We start from the raw sequence: 17,096 nt of genomic DNA, 5'->3' as shown, positions 1-17,096 counted from the left end.
GCTATTCCGTTTTGTCATCGGTTTTTTCTACCGTATCCTCCTGAATTATCGGCATTTCGACTATCGCCTTGAACATATCTCCGTCTATTTCGATATTGAAGATACCACCGCAGGCTTCCGTGAAGCTCTTTGATATGGATAATCCCAAACCGCTTCCACCGTCTGTTCGTGACTTATCCCCTCGCACAAATCTTTCAAGTATCTCTTCTTCCGTGAAGTTTATCGGCGTTGCCGAAATGTTCTTCTCGGCAAATACTATTCTGTCCGCTTTTTTGTACACATCAAGGAATATCCTTGTGCCGTCCATAGAGTAATTCAGAGCGTTGTCAACAATGTTTTGGAACACTCTGTAAAGCTTGTCGCCGTCGCCCATTACCATTGCGCTGTCGGCATTTATGTTTATCTTTACTATCTTGCCACTGTCAGCTATCTTGTCCTCTGCGTCTGCGATGCACTGATTTAACAGCATCACAAAATCAAGCTTTGTTAGGTTTACATCAACGCCGCTTGTGGCTTTTGCTATGCTGAAAACGTCAGACACAATGCCTTTGAGCTTCTGCGCCTTTTTATCAAGTATCTTCACATAGCTCGAAGCTTCATCGTCAAGATCCATTTTCTTAAGCAGGTCGATATAGCTGATAATGGAAGTCAGCGGTGTTTTCAGGTCGTGTGAAACGTTTGTCACAAGCTCTATTTTCAAACGCTCAGACTGTATCTGCTGCTCCACCGACTCTCTCACCTTATCCTGAACTGAGTTGAGTTTTTCAGATTCAGCATACACCGGCGAAGTTTTTCTTATCTTGCCCTCATAAGGCTTTTCTTCTCCAAGGCTGTCTATCTGTTTGCTGAGCTTTGAAAGCTGTGAGAAGTCACGAATATCTAACACCATCAGTATCAAAGCCACAACAAGCAAGAACGGCTCAACATCTGCACTGGAATAATAAGCGGATTCCAAAAACAGTATAACGCCTATGGCTATCGTTCTTATGGATAGTTTCACTCCAAGCGGAAGTCCATGAAAATAGTGATACAGTGATGTTTCCTTGTACTTGGGCCATAGGAACTTACATGATCTGCAAATAAGGCTTTCTTTGAATATGCTTCTTGTCTTTATCTTGCCAACAAACTCCATAAGCGAGCCGAAGCCTGCAAAATATGCCAATGCAAACAATGCTACAGCAAGGATATTTCTGAAAACGGAATTAGCCAAAGCATTATCAAAAATATTTTTTGTAATGCTCACATAATAATTCCAGCAGGCGCCAAATACAAAAGCAAATGTGATAGCCAATACCATTAGGATAAGGTAAACTTCCGTAGGCACTTTTTTTAGAAAATTGCCTTGCTTCCAACGTTCAACGCTCTCAGGCTCTGCATTATATGCACAGATCAGGAGCAGATAGCACACAAGCATAAATTCAATAACGCCAAAAACGATCACAAAAAGCTTTGCACGATACATATCATTCAAAGCCTCGGTGTATTCCTTTTCCATGGCCGTAAGCTTTTCAGCTTTCGGCGCAAAGAATACCGTTATACCTGAATCGTCATTGTCTGTCGCTTTGTAATCAGGCAGGTCATAGAGGTTTTCACATTTTGCCCATGTGTTTCCATAATCATCCTCATAATAATATCTGCCGTTGTCATAGTCATAGTATACATTGCCGTCATCAGTGTCATAATTGTCACTAATTTCTTCATCTTCAAGCCTGTCGGAACATTTCAGACCGTTTTTCAAATCAAGACCTTTAATAACATTATATCTTGAGTCTACATTATAGAAAGCTATTGGATCATAATTGCCGTAATTGTAAAAATATCTGCCGTAGTTATCATAATAACTTCCTCCTACGGGCACAAGATTGTCGGCATAAAACTCTTCTGTCACGTTATCCTGATACTCCGCTGTATTGTAATAGTAGTCAACTATCTGTCCTGATGAAGTTCTGTCGCTCATTACCTCGTTATCACGGCGGAGTATATAGTTTTTGTGTGATGATTTAAAAGCTTTTATCTTATCCGTTTCACTGTCATAATTTTCTATATCTTTTATATTTGACAGATATCTTGTTTCGCCATTTTGAGTAATCCCCACATAGTAATCAAACTGACTATCAATAAGCTGGATACCGTCTTCTGTTTTTTTGTATTTATAGCGGTTGTAATCAAGATAATTCAGATAGTCATTGAGCAAGTGTCTAGACTGGGTGTAATTCCGATCCTCATCAACATATCTGAGATAAGCCGAAGCTGTAACGCACAGTTCCTCATACATTTCATTGGAAGCCAGCTTATAGCTTTCTGATTTAAGATAAGACTTACTGCTGCTGTCGGCATGGCTGTTAGCATAAAGCACCAAAGACAAGCAAAAACCGCCTGCAATAACGCAGGCAAGCACAAATGCTATAATTCTCATCTTTTTAGCTGAGAATATCTTAAACCATTCTGCCTGCTCAAATTTTCTCGATTTTGTAGCCAATTCCCCACACCACCTTCAAGTATTTCGGCTCTCTAGGGTTTATTTCTATTTTCTCTCTGATGTGACGAATATGTACCATTACCGTGTTTTCAACGGCATATGCGTCCTCGTTCCATACCTTTGAATAGATCTCCTCGGCAGAAAATATCCTGCCTGCGTTTTTCATAAGAAGCTCAAGAATTTTAAGCTCCGTGGCGGTGAGCTTGACAGGTTCTCCGTCAACCTTTAAGCTTTTTGCCTTAGTGTCAAGCTCCAGACCGCCTATTTCTATAATATCCGTTTTGTTTGCCGTGTCGATAGCGCCAAGCTGCATATATCTTCTCAGGTTGCTTCTTACCCTTGCCACAAGCTCCATAGGGTTATAAGGCTTTGTTATGTAATCGTCAGCGCCCATTGAAAGCCCAAGCACCTTATCTGTATCCTCAGATTTAGCGGAAAGCACAAGTATAGGGATATTCTCTGTTGCCCTTATTTTCATCATTGTAGAAAGTCCGTCCAGCTTAGGCATCATGACGTCAATGAGTATAAGCTGTATGCTGTTCTCAGTGAGCTTCTCCAAAGCCTCAAGACCGTCATAGGCCTTTATTACCTTATAGCCCTCCATTTCAAGCAGTTTTGCGATAGCTCCCACTATATCTTTATCATCATCTACAACAAGGATTACAGGCTCCTTTATCTCCATATCGGCACGATCCTTTCTTTTACGTTTATTATTATAAGCCACATTCTTTAAAAACAGCTCAACATAATTCTTAATTAAATCTTAATGTACTCTCTGATTATATCACATTTTTTCTGACATTACAACAAAAAAAGACGGGCGAAATAAATTCCGTCCGTCTTTATATGGCAAGTTATATTACTTATTCTTTTCCAAATATGCGTGATACTGCTCGTTGAGAGTTTTAAGTTCTGAATCAACCGTACCCTTATACTGCTCTTTGAGCTGTGTCCACGTATACTGTGAGCCATTCTCATCTGTCTTCATAACTGAAGTATACAGATAAGGAATAACAGCTTCCTTAGTATCATTTGTTGCAGCGTCATTATCTGACAGAGTTGTGGAGATGCCATAACCAGGGTCAAATATCTTAGTGAACTTGTCTGTAACAAGGTCAACGTAAGCTACGTTATACATATCTTCTGTCCAGTTAGGATTGTTTACAAAGAACTTCTCCTTCTCGATATCCTTATATGTATCCTGAGTATAAACTATCTTTGCACACTCGAGCCAGCACTTCATAGCGTCATTCTTTGTCGAACCCTTTACCCACATATACGCATTCATGTCGATAGTTGTATAAAGCTTATCAGAGTTAGGATCCTTTGGCATTGGAACTACGCCCCAATTGTCGCCGTCCTTTGGTGAATGTGTACCGGTAGAAGCCCATGGACCCATTGCATAGAAGAGGATATTCTTCTTGAATGCGTCGCCTGCCTGTCCTACCCAATCAGGATAGTACATACCATTCTTTGCAATATCATAAAGCATATCAGATGCTCTTACAAAGTCAGCGTCATTAAGATTTGAAACATACTCGTCCTTATCAGCGTCATATGTGATAAGAGTCTTGCCTGTTGACTGGAAGATAAATGGTGCGAACCAACCGTTTATGCCGTATCTCTCCTCGTCAGCAGCAGCGCCCTCAACATATTCTGACATCATGTCATACCATGCGTTCCAATCCCACTCGCCGTTCTGATAAAGCTCATATGGATCATCAAGACCAGCAGCGTCTATCATAGACTTATCATATGTGATAACAGAACCTGGCAGGAAGTTGATAGGTGCAACAAAGTGCTTGCCGTTGAGAGTGAACTGCTCTGCAACGTCCTTGACATCGCTCCACATAGCACTGTCGAAATCAACGATATCATCAACAGGCTGGAACATTTCCTTGATACAGTTTGCAGGGAATGTCATAGACTGCTCATACCAGAACATATCCGGTGGATTGTTAGACATAAGTCTTGCTGCGAGCTTATCATACTTGTTCATTGATGATGTCTGAGAATACTTGATCTTACCGCCCTTTTCCTCAAAAAGAGTAAGGTCGGTTCTCTTTTCCGGCTCTTTCTTAGTTGGGTTTATGTCAAAATAAGAAAGCCACTCCAACTCCTTTTCCGAACCATCAGGGATAGTAGCAATATCGTCGGTGCTTGCTACCTTTACCTTATCAACATAAGAGCTGCTTGAATCGCCGCCTGATGAGCTGCCGCATGAAGCTACGCTCACTGCTGACAAGAGAGCCATTGCACCGACAATAACACGCTTGGAATTTTTCATTATATATAACCTCCGTAACAGATCGTTTTCATTAGAAAACGTTTCCTTGATTCTTACAAAGCTATTATATCACTGAATGTAATCGTTGTCAACAAAGTTACAACCACTGTTACATTCTTTTAAATACTTTTGGTGATTTCAACAAATAACCATTCATTTTTTTGGTGATTAAGCCCACAGCATAAAAAAAAGCGGAAACCACATTCAGCCGTTTCCGCTTCATATAAAATACGATATCTACGCTCTTACCAGCTTATTGATTCGTTTTGCTCTGGAATACTTCGCCACATAACGCCTTGTATCCTTACTGATAACACCGCTGAGAGCAAGCAACGCTATAAGGTTTGGCAGTGCCATAAGTCCATTGAAGATATCAGCGATCGTCCAAACGGCAGAAACCGTCATATATGGTCCGATAAATACAGCGAGGATATAGAGATATCTGTAGACCATGACCACCTTCATGTTGCTGTTAAAAAGATATTCCATACACCTTTCACCGTAATAGTTCCAGCCAAGGATAGTTGTGAAAGCAAAGAACACAAGACAAACCATAAGAATAAATGCAGGTATCATTGACGGCAGGAACGAGAAGCCGTTCTGGAAAGCGTGATTTGTGACCTCAACGCCCTCAAAAGGCTTGCCTGTTACTGGGTTGATAGCCTCGTAGCTTCCCATCATTACGATAGCAAGACCTGTCATAGTACAAACAATGATAGTGTCGATAAATGTGCCACACATAGAAACAAGACCTTGTCTTACCGGCTCTTTTGTCTGAGCGGCTGCGGCTGCGATAGGTGCCGAACCAAGACCTGACTCATTTGAGAAAATTCCTCTGGCAACACCCTTTTGTATAGCAATGAACATTGTAGGAAGAGATCCGCCTGCAACAGCCTTGAAGCTGAATGCCTGTTCAAAAATAAGGGCAACAGCGTGAGGGAGCCTCTGAATGTTTATAACAATAAGTGAAAGACAAGCAACTATATAAACGACCGCCATAAAAGGCACAACTACCTGAGAAACACTTGAGATCCTCTTTATGCCTCCGATAATAACAAGTGCGGCAAAAATAGTTATCAAAAGTCCAGAGATTATAACAGCCCATGTATAGTCAGTACCAAAAATATTCACTGTATGTTCCTTTTTAGGATCAAAGAAAGCCTGAACTGCCGATGAGATACCATTCACCTGAGAGAAAGTACCGATACCAAAAAGACCAACGCAAGCGCCAAAGAACGCAAATACCTTTGCAAGCCACTTCCACTTCTTACCCATGCCGTATTCTATGTAATAGAATGGTCCGCCGCAAACGTGTCCGTCAGCGTCCATACGTCGGTATTTGATAGCAAGAAAGCCCTCGGAAAATTTTGTTGCCATACCAAGGAGAGCAGCTATCCACATCCAGAGGAGCGCTCCAGGTCCGCCTGAAAGCACACCAATGGCTGTTGCAACACCGACGATATTTCCCGTACCTATGGTTGCGGATAGTGCGGTGCAAAGTGCTGCAAAGCTCGATATCTCGCCTTTGCCGCCATTTTCGTTCTGAAACATAAATTTCAAAGCCTTTGGCAGGTGGAATATTTGAAGAAGCCTTAGCCTAAAGGTGAGGAATATTCCCACTGCCATAATGAGTACGATAAGCGGTATGCCCCAGACATAGCCATCTATCGTTTCAAGTATTTTTGTAAATTTCTCCATGCCCTAAAAAATCCTTTCTTACAGAAAATAGGCAGTTTTTACGGAAAAACTGCCTTATTTCTCCCCTATCTATTTTTACGAAAGTAATTAGTCGCCTGTGGACTCTCTTAAAATTATCCTGTGGTCAACAGTATAATAATGATTATCCTTAGTAGTCTTATTCATGTTCTCAATAAGCTTTGCCACAACAAGCTCGCCCATTTTTGAGCAAGGCTGTTCAACCGTTGAAAGCGTAGGGATTATCCACTCACACATGGATATATTGTCAAATCCCATTATGGCGACATCTTTGCCCACATCAATGCCCATATCTATTGCCTTGTGCATTGCAGAGATAGCAAGCAAGTCTGACACAGCGAAAATCGCCGTAGGCTTCTCAGCAAGTGCATTGAAATATTCAAACGCTCTGCCTCCGCAGTCATAGTCATAGGACTCTTTATAGATATATTCATTCTTTATTGCTATGCCATATTCTTTTAATGCTCTTATATAGCCGTTCTCTCTTGCAGTGGAGGAGATAGCCGAAGAGTTCGTTCCGATAAAGCCTATCCTTTTATGACCCTTTTTGATAAGAGCAGCGACAGCGTCAAACGCAGCCTGTTCATCGTCAACAGCGACAGTAAGCACATTTGCGCCCTCCACGCCCTCACAACACAGAGCAACGTTATAATTCTCTGCGAGCTTATTAAGTGAATCTGCGTCATACTGAGTGCCAAGAAGGATAACACCGTCAACAGTTCTGTTAAAAAGCATATTCATCTGCCTTGTTTCAGCGGTCGAGGTTGAATAGGAAACTGCAGTTATGATATCGTAACCAACTTGTCCTGCATAATCCTGCATACCCATGACTATCTTTGAATAAAGAGAATGTTCAGAGGTCGGCATAATTACAAGAATAACATTCGTTTCGCACTTTCTAAGATTTCTTCCCAGAAAATTCGGAGAATAGTTGAGCCTTGCAATAGTTTCATTGACTTTTTTTGTTGACTCATCTGATACGTTACAGCTTCCGTTGAGAACCCTTGACACTGTCGCCACTGAAACACCGGCTTCCTTGGCAACATCTTTTATTGTAATGCTCATAGATCTTATCCTTTCTGCGACAGCATACCGCTGAAATAGTCATACCATTATTAATTGTAACATATTTTGAACAATTCTCCAATATACATTCCTAACAAAATTGTAAACGTTTTTTAGGTTAATTTAATTAAGAATTAGACTAAATGCTTGAAAAAGGAACAGTGATATGCTATAATATCATAAACGAATGATTTTTGAAAGGAAAATATACAATGCTCCATGGTTATTTTGATATACCCACATTTCACTATTTTGAAGAAAAAAACACCTGGTCTGGCAGCAATTACACCAATTTCAGCTACCGCATAGACCCTATTCTCGGCGATGAAAAAGAGCTTTATGTCAGAGTATGGTACGGCACAAAGTGCGTCACGGAGGTAACAGACTTTGTGGCAGAATATCACGAAGAATACTCTGAAAAAGGTCTTGAAAACGTTCTGGCAGACCTGACGAAAGAATTTGAGAAATTCAAACTCATTAGAAAAGAGCTTTAGCAACAAAAAGGCGAACACGGTTTCTCTGCATTAGCAGAAACGAACTGTGTTCGCTTTTATTTTTTTGTTATCAATACCACTCGTTTTCCTGAGTATTATAAACGTCAGCAGAAGAATCCGTCTCCATCGGCGTTGTCATAGCGTCAGCCGCAGATGAAGAATCCTTATTGTTCACAGGCTTCTCAGGTGAGATAAGCTGCTCAGACATAAGTCTTTTGCCACTTTCATCAACAAGACCAACATCAATAGCTGTCTGAACTATACCATCAGCAATAGCTTGTCCATACTCGGTAAGATGTTCGTCAAAAAGCTTATTGTCGATATCCTCGGTTATAAATCCAAGCTCCACAAGACAGCTTGGCATAACAGTGTCGGCATTTATGTAATAGTTTACACCGGAATTGCCAACGTAGCCATACTGTACTCCTCTATTTTCAGATATACCTACCTTTTCAAGATCATCAAGTATATTCTGTGCAAGCTTTGTGTCATATTCAGGCTCAGAATTGTTCACCCAAACCTCAACGCCCGAAATATCACCGTCATAGCTGTTCCGGTGAAGTGAAACATACATATCAGCCTTGGCGTTATTTGCCTTTGCACATCTTTCGTCAAGCTCAAGGAAAGAGTCATCATCTCTTATCATCACCACATTGACGCCGTATTTTTCAAGATATTTCTGCACCTCAAGTGCGACCTTTAAGTTATCGTCTTTTTCATATCTTGTTCCTGAGGCGTCAGTTGTGCCGCCGTCATAATCACCGTGGCCTGCGTCAACACACACTGTAAAGTCCATATTTGAATACTTCGCAGGCACGTCTTTTTTATCCTCAGCAGAAGAAGCGTCCTCCTTCACAGCGACAGAAGATGTATTATTCAATACCTTGTTTGTTTTTTGCGTGTCGTCTCCTTTGATCTTTGATACTACCAAGGCTGTCAGCTTTACCAGACCAGTCACAATGCCGATAAGTATTATCAATGCAATAATAATTCTGTTCCAGTATATTTTTTTCTTTTTCACCCTTCTGACAAGCTTTCGTCCGTAGATCTGTTCAAACTCCTCATCTGAAAGTGTATTCATTAGATCAAAGCTCCTGTAAAAAATTTATCCATTTTAATTATACCACACGCTCAACATTATTTCAAGACTGTTTGTTACCATATTGTAAGAAAATCGTTACTTTTAACGATTTTGCATATCACAAGGCTATTAATATACGCTATCTGCACAATAAAAAAGGGTAAGCAAAGACTGACACAGCCTTTGTTTACCCCATTAAGCTCTTATTTTATTCCACCAATGTTCTCTCGTCACAATATTCGCAAACAAGCGTTGTGCCGTCGCCCTTGAACCAATGTGGCAGATACTTTTCATGGTGAGTGATACAGTTAGGATTTGAACAATCAATGTGCTTATGCACTCTGCCCTTCATAAGCGGCTGCGAAGCACCATCGCCGTTTATAACTGTAAGTATAAGTGCCATTCTGATATACATACCGTATTTTGCCTGTTTGAAATACATTGCTCTCGGGTCGTCGTCCACCTCGATAGCTATCTCATCGACTCTTGGCAGAGGGTGAAGCACTATAAGGTCAGGCTTTCCCATTGAAAGCTTTCTTGTATCGAGTATGTAATTTCCGCTCTGAGACTGATACTCCTCCTCAGAAGCAAAACGCTCTTTCTGTATTCTTGTCATATATAGCACGTCAAGCTCACCGATAACCTCTTCAAGGTCGGTAACTTCTTTGTACTCCATGCCTGCCGCTTCAAGGATATCCTTTACATACACAGGCAAAGCAAGCTCAGAAGTTGAAACTAATATGAACTTATTGTTTGGAAAACATACCATTGCTTTAATAAGGGAATGGACTGTTCTGCCGTTTTTAAGGTCGCCGCAGAAGCCTATGGTCAGGTTATCAAGTCTGCCCTTTTCTTCTCTAAGTGTAAGCAGGTCTGTAAGTGTCTGTGTTGGGTGGAGGTGTCCACCGTCGCCTGCGTTGATAACAGGGCAATCAGCAGTGAGTGCCGCAGCCTTTACCGATCCAGCGGTAGGGTGACGCATTACCATGATATCGGCATAGCCGGAAACTATCTTTGTGGTATCCTTGATATTCTCTCCCTTTGCAACGGAAGAAGTGGCAGGATTGTCAAAGCCTATTATCGTTCCACCAAGACGCAGCATAGCGGTCTGGAAAGACATCTGCGTTCTTGTTGACGGCTCATAGAAAAGAGTACCCATTATCTTGCCCTTGCAAGCCTCGCTATAGGCGGCAGGATCCTGAACTATCTTATGACCGAGGTCAAGAAGTTTCAGCCACCAAGATACGGGATAGTCATTAAGATCAATAAGATCAAGTCTGTTTTTTTGCTCACTCACATCAAACACCCTCTCAAATATTCAGACATACATTATGCCGCACATTCCTTGTACGGCATTTTCTTTATTATATCACACCTGCTCCATTTTTTCAAGTACATAGCCCATATTATTTGAGCAGGTCAAAATTTGTTTCATCTGCAAACTGATCGCAGTCATACATAAATAATATCTGGTCATATGCACTCGTATCTGCCACGTCAGAAAGGGTCTTGCCTTCCTCTTTGAGCTTGTCAGGGTCTACCAAGGTTATCTCGCTGTAGTGTGGGGTAAGAAACGGCACAAGGGTATTGGCATAGCTTCCTTTGATGATAAGAAGCTTTGGTGCGTCCTCTGCAGTTGTCTTGACCGTTGCCTTAGTAAAGTTGTCACCTTGCAGGAAGATAGCCGTTTTATCTGCTGTTTTCAGTGCAGATCTAAAATAAACAGATTTTGAGGTAAGCACCTGCTCTCCTCTGTAAAGCTCCACAGAATCCACAGTAGTCTTATACTTAGAACGGAAGATGTTCACTCTGTCTGCGCCTATGCTGTTATAGCAAAGTTCACTGTAAAGTCCCCCATAATAAGAATTTGAGGTATATTCTTGATCGTAATTGGACAGAACGACCGGCTCAAAACCCAGCTCTTTTATGCCGTCTGCATAGGCAAAATACGCCCCGAAGGAAGTCCACTTTCTATCTGTACGATAGTAAACGTAATTATTTCTTGCAGAATACATAGGAAAAAACGTATCTATGGTGTCTATCCTGCTGTCTAGGTCATAATAGATATTATCTATCATTTCACGCTGGTCTGTGTTTGAAGTATAAGCAGGCAGCTTAGCAGAATAGATACCTGCGGCAGTCGGAGCTAACATAACATATACAGGTGTATCTGTGTTTTCTGAAAATTCATTTATCTGCGAGATGTTTTTATCAAGCCTGTCCTTATCAAAATCTGTGATCTCTACAAGACGATTTTTAAGGATATAGATATTATCAAAATTTTTCTTACCAGTCATCACAAACATGGTCGTTCTGAGCGACTTCCAATTTGAGCTTAGAGGAAAATTACTGCTAACATAGTTCTGAACGTTATGTCTTATATCTGAACTGTCTGCCTTTTCACTTTCAGATCCATGTCTGCCCATCACGAGAGTATATGCCGCAAACATTATGACTATTACAAAAAATGCGCTTACTGCGATATAATCAGCAGCCTTTTTCATTAATGTTCACTCCTCCCATTTTATCTCACGAATAAATTCATAGACGAATTACCTCCGCCCACAAGAAACGCTGTACTGATAAGCAGAAATCCTATAGTGAGCATTGGCTCGATTATGTAAACTATATTAGTATTGAGCTGCATTGTCCTGCGTTTGAGATATCTGCCGATACCTGTTGCAAAAAAGCCGCAGATAAGATACATCACAACTCCTGTTTTTATCACATACGATGCAAGAACATCTCCTGCAAAGCTTCCCCCGCCGAGCATTGCGGCAACATATCCGCAGGCTGAAGGCAGGCTGTCTATCGCAAGAAACGGCAGACCTATAAGAAACAGAACATTCATCACCGCACATCTTACCCATGTCGGCACAGCCGCAAGAATATTTTTCAAGAGATATTCTATGCCAAGCATAACACAAATAAACGCTACCCACAGCATTGTGTGTCTGCCGTAGCCATACCAAACCGAGCCTGCAAGCACAGACAGTATCAATGCCCAAAGGCAAACGCTGTCTTTATTTCTACATATAGGTCTGTAGAAATAATCTCTCACCCAACTATAAAAGGTGCAGGCAAATCGTTTTATAAGCTCATTGAAGCCTGCTGACATAAACGGCAGATCAAAGTTATCAGGAAGTTCAAAGCCGAGCATTGAACCAATACCCTGTGCAATATGCGAATAAGCTCTAAGCTCATAGTAGAACGCAAAGGAGAAAGCTATTATCCCAAGCCATGCACAAGCGGCGGAGAGCGAATCTGCACTTACTCCCCTTATGTGCTGCCACATCTCATACATAGGATCCGACAGAAAAAGCTTCTCCGCAAAGCCTATAAGCATAAGCTTTATGCCCTCTGCAAGCTTTCCAGAGGTTATGACAGGTTTTCTAAGCTGTTCGCTCATATCCGAAAATCTGAGTATCGGTCCACAGCTAAAGCATGGGAAAAAGCATATATATTGAGATACCAAAAGAAAATTCTTCTCAGGCTCTATTTCTTTCCTATAGATATCCATGCAGTAGGAGATGCCATGGAGAGTGAAAACGCCCGCTCCCCACACAGGGAAAAGCTTTAGCATTGCGCCTTTGCCTGTGAATATAGACGTCACGTCATAGCTGCTGTGACCGCTTCTTATGAATACAAGAAGCACTGCCATATTTACTATCACCGATAATATGAGCCATAGCCTTTTAAGTCCTTTTTTGTCTGCGAAGCGGTGGATAAGCCTGCCGCAAAAGTATGATACAACAGCACACACCGCCATTGGTATTATCCCCCATGTGGACACCCACAGACACAGCACAACTGTTCCAAGCAGGAACACGGCTTTTCTGAAACGCACCCCTGACAAAGTGTATACTCCCATAAAAACAGGAAGAAAGAAATATAAAAATTCAAGACTAACCAACGCTATTCTCCTTGTCTTTATTGTTTTCTGAGGTCAATTCCTCTATGAGTGCTTGCAAGCTTTCTTTATCTAGCATTGTGTTCACCACTTCAAGCAGTGCATTTGCAGTGAGCTTTTTGGGCAGCGACAGCTTTTCGCACACAAGCTGTCTGAGCCTGCTGCTGTCAGGTCTGCCGCTTAGACCTAGCTCATAAAAGTCAAGCTTGGTCATAAGTTCTCTGTCTGCGACCTTTTCGCCTATAATGCCTGCTTTTTCAAATGCTTCCCTGATAATATCCGCAGGAACGCCCTCGACCCCTAACAAGCCCTCTTTTGACGGCTCTGTCTTGCGCTTTTCTTTGCCGAATATCTCAGGAACATACACGTTCACGATATCGCCTTTGGGGACGATACCCTTTATATGCCCTCTTATGCGAAAGCCTGCTGTGTCAGAGTCTGTAAGAATTGCTATTCCGCCATGCTGAGCATAGTATCTTATAAGCGCTGCCTTGTCAGGGTCTTTATAGATACGAAAGCCGTTAGTGACGATTATAACACCGTCAACTATGGACGAAAGCTTTATCTTATCATATTTTCCCTCAACGATTATTGCCCTTGATATTTTAAGTTTTTCCATTTACTAACACCTTAACGCCATTGACCTTGCAAGCCCCTGCTCGATGGTGAGCATATCTCCGTCTTTTCCCCGTGACCTTGTTTTGAGCATAAGGTCGGTTTCAGAAAGAATCTCAAGCGTTTTTCTTATACGCTCCGCCGAGATATTTCCGCACTCGGAATAGGCGTTTTTTACTGCAAACTCTCTGTTTTTCGCATAGGAAAAATCTTTGGCCACGTCTGCAACGCTCCTGCCAGAGGAACGTGCAAGCTTCGCCCTATAGATATCCGCAAGGGAAAAGCCGATTATTCCTATTATAGCATATGGTTCATAATTCTGCACATCGAGTTCACGCAAACGTGTGAAGACCATTGCCGCATTGCCTCTGAGGATATTTATTGCAAGAGAATATCCGTCCGACTCGATACGCCTGATACAAAGCAAGTCGATATCCTCTCTTGTTACCTCCCTGCCCTCTGCATAAGCCGAAAGCTTTTCAAGCTCCTTGCTGATAAATGCAGTGTCGCACAAACAGAGGTTTGCAAGATACTCTGCGTTGCTTTTTGTTATGGTACAGCCGCTTTTGGCAAGATAGGTGGATATAGACTTTCCAAGGTCGGAAGCCCTTTTGTATTCAAAGTTGCAGACAGTGCCATGCTTTTCGCAGAAATCTGCAAAGCGCTTGTTTTTGTCTGTAAGATACTTTTTGTTCTTGAAAAGGTCAACTCCTGTGGCATAGATTATCACTGTGGTGGTTTCGCCAAGAGAGCCTAGGATCTTTTTCAGGTCGTCCAGATCATCCTTAGTCACTGCGTCTATATTAAGGTCGTTTATAGTCACCACCACACGTTCAGCCATAAAAGGCAGAGCTTCGCAAGCGTCTGTAAGCATTGGAAAATCAAGATTTTTGCCGTCAAGCTTATGAAAGTTCATGACCTGAGCGTCAGCAGGGCAAAGCTTGTTCACAAGCCTTTTTGTAAAGCTTTCAAGTGCCGCTGTATCATGTCCGTAAAAATAATAAAGGCTGTCGATATCATTCTCTCTTATCGTTTTACCAAGAGCCGAAGCCGTAAGCAAAGCCATATTCCGTCCTCCTTATCTGCGAATTTTTCATATCTATCATCAATGGGTATTCTTCATCTGTTGTGTCAAGGTTCCTGCCGTTTATGGTGACAGAACCTTTTTCTATAGTGACCACACAGCCCTCGGTGGTAATTTTATAGCCGCCCTCCAGTGCTTCTATCTTAACACCGTTCCAATCAAGCTGTGCGCCTGTCATGAACGGCAGTTCGCTGTCATTATCAGGCTCGCCATTTATATAAAATCTGTCAGGTCGTATAGTCATCTGCTCGTTATATTTCGTTATAGTGTAATACTGTTCGCTTTCTATAAATGCGCCTTTTAGCTCTTTTATGCCGTAAAGCTCCAAAAAGCTTTCCATACCGCTGTTGAGCTTGCCCTTACTGCCCATATCGAAAACCATACCTTTTGTTTTATCATACAGCACAGCCTGCACTGCGTTTCCTTTTGGCATTACAACTATCTTTACCGAGCCTCCAAAAGCAAGAGAATAATTATACACCGCTGTCCAACATACAAGCATTAGAACAGTGCAAAAAGCCCCAAGCTTTACTGACTTTCTCAGAAACATGACCGCCACAGGTACAAGGCAGGTAACGAGCATTACAATGCCAAGTGGTCTTACTCCACGAGGAAGATAGGCAAAGCTGAATTTTGAAAACAGCTCAGCAAGAAACAGAACGACTTCCAGAAGATACTTTACCACCGTCAGCACAGGATAGGCTATTATTGCCGCACCGCCTGTTACCGCAGTTATTACTGTCAGACCCAGAGCAAGGGTACAGACAGGCACCAGCAGGATATTTGACAGTGGTGCAACAAGAGATATCTCGCTGAAAAATATAAGCTGAACAGGCATTGTACAAAGAAGTATCGTCACCGCATTTACTGCCTGCCGTTCAAGGCTGTACAAAATGCCTTTGTCCTTTACAAGTGCCGCTGCTTTCGGGCAGACCGTGCCTATCACAAATGTTGCTGTGAATGACAGCAGAAACGAGCAGTCCGCTGCTGCATAGGGCGAAAGAGTGAGTATAACAACAGCGCAAAGGCAGAGAGTATTTGCTGGGTCTGGTCTGCGGTAAAGGAGCGGTGCGGCAGTGACCAAGGTCAGCATAAAAGCCGCCCTCACAACGGATACTGAAAATCCTGCAAAGACCGCAAATGCCCACATTACCACAGTTTGGACGGCAAATATCACACGCTTATCCTTGCTTAGTTTCTGCATGAGCCAGCCTATCATGGCACTTATTATGACCACATGAGTTCCCGACACGGAAAATATATGACCTATGCCACTACGATAGACCGTGAGCTTCGTTTGCTTTGAAAGCTCAGTTTTATCTCCGCAGAGCATTGCAGCGGCAAAACCGCCCTCATCTCCGCCTATGATATCGTTTATCAACATGAACATCTTGTCACGATAGTGCATTATACTGCGTAAAATGGTGTTTCCGCAGCCTGTAACTTCTATGCTTTCAGCGGTCGAGCCTTGGAGAAAAACGCCTTTAGGCCGGTCATACTGCTCTGATTTGAAATTGATGCTGTCTTTTATCCTGCTGACCTTTACTGTCGCCACGATATTGTCATAGTAATCATATTCAATGTCATCTGCATAAAAGGTCAGCCTGCCTTTTACTCCCCCAACGGTACCATTGACACTTAGCCGACAGGTGTCAGAGCCTATATAGCTTATGTCGATTATCTCGCCTTTAACTGTGACGGTCTTTCCGTCTAAAGCTGTCAGTTTATCATAGAAAATGTGAGTATAAGCGGTATTGACTCCCACCGCTATCAGGAAAGAAACAAAGCAGAGAGCTATATGCTTTCGGTATCTCTTAAAAAGCGCAAAGGCTGTAATGGCTACACACGCTGACGCAAGTGTAAAAACTGCGTTGTTTCTGCCCCAGCCAATGGTACAGAGAAAAAGTCCTGCAAAATACGAAAAGCCGATATAACAGCTTTTTCTCACCACTGCCGCCGTCCCCCTTAAAACTAAGGGCGGATAAGAAATTTACCCGCCCGTTTGATTTCTTTAACCGGCTGGCCAAGCAAGTGGTCTGCCTGCAAGAAGATGAAAATGAATGTGGAAAACGCTCTGTCCTGCCTGCTCGCCGCAGTTGGAAACAACTCTGAAACCGTCCTTAAGGTCGAGGTCTTTGGCAAGCTTTGCGATAACTTCATAGATATGTGCGATAACTGCACTGTTTTCAGGTGTTATCTCGTCAAGCTTTGAAATATGCTGCTTAGGGATAACAAGATAATGAATCGGAGCTGTAGGAGCAATGTCCTCAAAAACGTATGTCAGCTCGTCCTCGTATATTTTCTTTGAGGGTATTTCCCCGGAAATAATTTTACAAAAAAGACAATCTTCCATTTATCTCTCCGC

The 17,096-nt window shown here is 42.2% G+C and carries 14 protein-coding genes; 1 reads left to right on the top strand and 13 read right to left on the bottom strand.

The features are described from left to right. Position 1: 1 nt before the first annotated feature. From AB5123_RS01395 to AB5123_RS01375, 5 genes are all read right to left on the bottom strand, one after another. The gene (locus AB5123_RS01395) at positions 2–2,479 is read right to left on the bottom strand and encodes a sensor histidine kinase (RefSeq protein ID WP_368364471.1); all 2,478 of its coding nucleotides are present in this window, start codon (positions 2,477–2,479) and stop codon (positions 2–4) included. After that, a complete protein-coding gene (locus AB5123_RS01390) occupies positions 2,454–3,161 on the bottom strand; it encodes a response regulator transcription factor (protein WP_117876516.1) in 708 nt (235 codons plus the stop codon). The genes AB5123_RS01395 and AB5123_RS01390 overlap by 26 nt, the downstream gene beginning before the upstream one ends. 177 nt (positions 3,162–3,338) lie before the next feature. Beyond that, positions 3,339–4,766 (bottom strand): ABC transporter substrate-binding protein, encoded by a 1,428-nt coding sequence (locus tag AB5123_RS01385; protein ID WP_302838897.1) that lies wholly within the window; start codon positions 4,764–4,766, stop codon positions 3,339–3,341. A gap of 237 nt (positions 4,767–5,003) precedes the next feature. Further along, complete coding sequence (locus AB5123_RS01380; protein ID WP_041337278.1) at positions 5,004–6,464, bottom strand: sodium:alanine symporter family protein; 1,461 nt, start codon at positions 6,462–6,464, stop codon at positions 5,004–5,006. Between the two features lie 87 nt (positions 6,465–6,551). Then, complete coding sequence (locus AB5123_RS01375) at positions 6,552–7,547, bottom strand: LacI family DNA-binding transcriptional regulator (RefSeq protein ID WP_278642366.1); 996 nt, start codon at positions 7,545–7,547, stop codon at positions 6,552–6,554. A gap of 212 nt (positions 7,548–7,759) precedes the next feature. Here AB5123_RS01375 and AB5123_RS01370 point away from each other — a divergent pair, with 212 nt between their 5' ends. Beyond that, positions 7,760–8,041 carry a hypothetical protein gene (locus tag AB5123_RS01370; protein ID WP_022286784.1) on the top strand — a complete coding sequence of 94 codons (282 nt, stop codon included), beginning with the start codon at positions 7,760–7,762 and terminating at the stop codon, positions 8,039–8,041. A 70-nt stretch (positions 8,042–8,111) separates the two neighbouring features. Here the strand turns inward: AB5123_RS01370 and AB5123_RS01365 are convergent, their stop codons facing one another. From AB5123_RS01365 to AB5123_RS01330, 8 genes are all read right to left on the bottom strand, one after another. Beyond that, positions 8,112–9,122: an N-acetylmuramoyl-L-alanine amidase gene (locus tag AB5123_RS01365; RefSeq protein WP_368364470.1), complete on the bottom strand. Its 1,011-nt coding sequence runs from the start codon at positions 9,120–9,122 to the stop codon at positions 8,112–8,114. 208 nt (positions 9,123–9,330) lie between these two features. Beyond that, positions 9,331–10,419 (bottom strand): aspartate carbamoyltransferase, encoded by a 1,089-nt coding sequence (gene pyrB / locus AB5123_RS01360; protein ID WP_242998227.1) that lies wholly within the window; start codon positions 10,417–10,419, stop codon positions 9,331–9,333. 109 nt (positions 10,420–10,528) lie between these two features. Beyond that, positions 10,529–11,626 carry a DHHW family protein gene (locus AB5123_RS01355; protein ID WP_337812044.1) on the bottom strand — a complete coding sequence of 366 codons (1,098 nt, stop codon included), beginning with the start codon at positions 11,624–11,626 and terminating at the stop codon, positions 10,529–10,531. Positions 11,627–11,646: 20 nt separating this feature from the next. Then, entirely contained in the window at positions 11,647–12,969 is a 1,323-nt protein-coding gene (locus AB5123_RS01350; protein ID WP_242998726.1) for an MBOAT family O-acyltransferase, read from the bottom strand. 58 nt (positions 12,970–13,027) lie between these two features. Continuing rightward, positions 13,028–13,651, bottom strand: a complete 624-nt coding sequence (locus tag AB5123_RS01345) for a toprim domain-containing protein (RefSeq protein WP_117891662.1) — start codon at positions 13,649–13,651, stop codon at positions 13,028–13,030. A gap of 3 nt (positions 13,652–13,654) precedes the next feature. Beyond that, positions 13,655–14,713, bottom strand: coding sequence for a DNA polymerase III subunit delta (holA, locus tag AB5123_RS01340; protein WP_302838894.1), 1,059 nt, complete (start codon positions 14,711–14,713; stop codon positions 13,655–13,657). Further along, positions 14,682–16,679: a ComEC/Rec2 family competence protein gene (locus tag AB5123_RS01335; protein ID WP_368364469.1), complete on the bottom strand. Its 1,998-nt coding sequence runs from the start codon at positions 16,677–16,679 to the stop codon at positions 14,682–14,684. The genes holA and AB5123_RS01335 overlap by 32 nt, the downstream gene beginning before the upstream one ends. 63 nt (positions 16,680–16,742) lie before the next feature. Further along, entirely contained in the window at positions 16,743–17,084 is a 342-nt protein-coding gene (locus AB5123_RS01330) for a histidine triad nucleotide-binding protein (protein ID WP_022286776.1), read from the bottom strand. Between the last annotated feature and the right edge of the window lie 12 nt (positions 17,085–17,096).

It is taken from the genome of Ruminococcus sp. RTP21204st1_B2_RTP21204_210225, assembly GCF_040914135.1.
GTDB lineage: Bacteria > Bacillota > Clostridia > Oscillospirales > Ruminococcaceae > Hominimerdicola > Hominimerdicola aceti.
This window is presented reverse-complemented; position numbering and strand designations above follow the sequence as displayed.